Origin of the sequence: Trichocoleus sp. DQ-U1 (genome assembly GCF_039961925.1) — a bacterium.
Lineage (GTDB): Bacteria > Cyanobacteriota > Cyanobacteriia > Cyanobacteriales > FACHB-T130 > FACHB-T130.
The window spans coordinates 1-3,356 of the sequence record NZ_JAMPKB010000165.1 but is presented as its reverse complement, the minus strand read 5'-3'; the positions used below and the strand labels follow the sequence as shown (position 1 = coordinate 3,356).

Here is a 3,356-nt window from a genome sequence, read left to right as displayed (position 1 = left end):
GCTACTAGCGTTGTGGAACCACACCGACTCCATCCCGAACTCGGAGGTGAAACGCAACTGCGGCGAAGATACTCGGTGGGTGACTGCCTGGGAAAATAGCTCAGTGCCAGGTTAATTATCAAAAAGCTCTCTTGCCCAATGATTATGGATGCAAGTGAGCTTTTTTGCTTTTTGTATTGGGGGATAAATACTTTTGCTTAATTTCTTGAATAACCTTTAACCTAGAATTGTTGAACGAGAGATTGAGCTGTGGATGCCATATTAGAGCGATCGCATGAATTAAAACAGGCCTTAATTGAGTTTGTCTTGGAGGCGGAAGGAGAGCTGGCGCAATCACTAGAAGCTTATGCCGCTGCTCAGCCACACCGAGAGCGTCAGGATATTGCACAAAGAGACCTAATTATTGATACCTTCTTAACTGAAGGAAAAGTAGGGGATGGGGATAAAGACGTTTTGGATTTGTTTCTGGAGAGCCAGCCAGAATTGTCCGAAAACGATCGCAACTTAGTCAGTAGCTGGCGGTGCAGCTTCATTGGCTTGTTTGCTACGCTTCAAGTCTTATCAGATGGCTTTGAGTTGATGAACTGGCTGACCGCTAAGCGCTACATCGTCAAGCCAAACACGCTTCTAACATGGCAGGAGATGAGCCGGTTTAAAGAGGGAGAAATTTTACTCACTCGCATTGCACCTGTAACCGAGAGCGTCTGGATGTTTTCTGGTCCTTGTATCCCAATGGGGAGATTAGGAAAACCCAAGCTGGCAGTGGCAATCGGAAATTTTAAGGAAAATTACAACAAATCGCTTTATAGTGACGCTCCAGAACTTCTAGAACTGGCATGGCAATCAGTAGAACAATATCACCAGGATTTTCTGAGCTTTTTTGGTAGCGACGAAGTCGTAATGCCTGGGTACCAGATGAATAAGAGGATAGAAGAATTTCAGGAATTACTAACTAAGAAACGCTTAGCAGCGGCAGGCATTGATGAAAATAAATCGCTCTCGGAAATAGCCGCAGAAGCTGGGGTTACAGAAGAGGAAATGAAAGCAGCCGCAGAAGAATCAGGTGCCGATTCAAAAGCGATCGCTCAGATGTTTGACAGCAAAAACCCAACTAAGATGGTGACACCTAAAGTTGAGTTGCCTGCAAATCTCAAGAAAGCCGAACAGCTAACAGCCCTCACCCATCCTCGTTGGGGTCAAATATTTCTGCCTACATACAGCCGGTTCAAGGCAATGCTAGAAGCAGAAGACTGGCAGAACAACATTGAAAACACTGAGAAGCTGGTTCGTCAGTATCTAGAAGACTCGACGATTAATGCCTTCATTTGGCATCGCTTAGCCGAAACTTATCCAGCCCAAATGGAAAAGCTGTTGAAAACAGTGTTACAGCGTCCAGAATTGAAAATTGACCGCGATTTAGACGCTTTACTCCAAGAATATAACAAGGCGTTAGAGCCTGATTTACCGGAGATTGCCAGTGTGCCAGTGCATTTACATGATTTATTTCAGGAAGCGCTGGCAGATGTTAATAAATCAAAATCTAAGGGCAAGAGTAAAAAGAAGATAGGAATAGGCTTTCAAAAGTAGCGATTGGGGCTGAAGTGGTTACTGTAGCACTTCTCAGTTGGATGGAATGTATTGGGGTTCTAAGGTTTGGTAGGGGCTTTTTGATTGCCATGCCCCTACAGATGTATCGCAACCCAATCGAGAACTGCTATAACTCCAGTGCTATCTTCAGTGTCAGCAATTGGTAGAATCACTATTTGCAACTTCATCCCAGTCCCTCTTCATGCCAGCCGCAGTTGTCACGCTAAAAAACACTGAAAATCAGGATCGTTTAATCATTCAGAATCCCGCAGCAGGGCTATCCTTGCAGGGACGTATTCGGGTACCAGGGGATAAATCTATCTCCCACCGGGCTTTGATGTTGGGAGCGATCGCCCAAGGAGAAACCACCATTCAGGGACTTCTCTTGGGAGAAGATCCCCGCAGCACTGCTAGCTGTTTTCGGGCGATGGGTGCCGAAATTTCGGAACTGAATCCGGAAATGGTGCGAATTCAGGGCATCGGACTCGGCTGCTTGCAAGAACCCACCTCAGTTTTGGATGCCGGTAACTCAGGTACTACCTTGCGGCTGATGCTGGGGCTTCTCGCCTCTCATCCGGGACGTTTTTTTGCGGTGACAGGGGATAGCTCGCTGCGCTCGCGCCCAATGTCCCGCGTTGTCAAACCGTTACAAGAGATGGGCGCTCAAATTTGGGGACGTCAGAACGGCTCTTTAGCTCCTCTGGCAATTCAAGGACAACAACTGCGACCGATTCACTATCACTCCCCGATTGCCTCAGCACAAGTCAAATCTTGTATCCTCCTATCTGGATTGATGGTGGAAGGACAAACTACCGTTACCGAACCCGCCCTCTCCCGCGACCACAGCGAACGGATGCTCAAAGCTTTCGGGGCAGAACTCAGCATCGATCCAGAAACCAATAGCGTCACCATTACTGGCTCAGCCAAGCTGCAAGGGCAGCCGGTGGTAGTGCCCGGGGATATTAGCTCAGCTGCCTTTTGGCTGGTTGCTGGGGCGATTGTACCGGGTTCGGAGTTATGTGTTGAAAATGTTGGGATTAATCCCACTCGCACCGGCATTCTGGAAGCTCTGGAGAAGATGGGCGCTGACATTCAAATGGAAAATCAGCGGGTTGTCGCGGGTGAGCCAGTCGCAGATTTGCGGGTACGTTCCAGTAGCCTTAAGGCATGTGAAATTGCTGGTACTCTAATTCCTCGCCTGATAGATGAGATTCCAATTTTGGCTGTAGCGGCAGTGTTTGCCCAAGGAACTACTGTCATTCGAGATGCAGCAGAGTTGCGGGTCAAAGAAAGCGATCGCATTGCCGTTATGGCATCTCAGCTCAACCGCATGGGTGCCAAGGTTACAGAAAGACCCGATGGGTTAGAAATTACGGGGGGCACTCCTCTCATCGGCACTGATGTTGATAGTCATACCGACCATCGAATTGCCATGAGTTTAGCAATTGCTGCCCTTAATGCAGAAGGCACTACCACAATTGGGCGTGCGGAAGCCGCGGCTATTTCTTACCCTGACTTCTTTCAATCCTTAATCGGGATTATCAAGTGATATTTAAGCTCAGATGCTTACAGCATTTGCGTTTTCACCCTAGTTAACCTGAGTTCGGGTTAAGCCGAAGGGAGGAAAAACGCATTGATATTGAGAGAGGGCTTCTTATACCAGTTTCCAATGAAGATGCACTAAATTGAAGAAAGCAACAGGGTAGGTGTAGGAATGGCAAATCAGTTCAAAGTGGCAGTCCAAGAGACAACGGAAGAACTGCAACATC

The 3,356-nt window shown here is 47.6% G+C and carries 2 protein-coding genes and 1 rRNA gene; all 3 read left to right on the top strand.

Features of this window, described 5'->3' with window-relative positions:
• Positions 1–112 (top strand): 5S ribosomal RNA (gene rrf, locus NDI34_RS27950); the annotation flags it as partial.
• 137 nt (positions 113–249) lie between these two features.
• The gene (locus NDI34_RS27945) at positions 250–1,587 is read left to right on the top strand and encodes a hypothetical protein (protein WP_348234473.1); all 1,338 of its coding nucleotides are present in this window, start codon (positions 250–252) and stop codon (positions 1,585–1,587) included.
• Between the two features lie 202 nt (positions 1,588–1,789).
• On the top strand, positions 1,790–3,136 hold the full coding sequence (aroA, locus tag NDI34_RS27940) for a 3-phosphoshikimate 1-carboxyvinyltransferase (protein WP_348234474.1): 1,347 nt from the start codon (positions 1,790–1,792) through the stop codon (positions 3,134–3,136).
• Positions 3,137–3,356 lie beyond the last annotated feature (220 nt).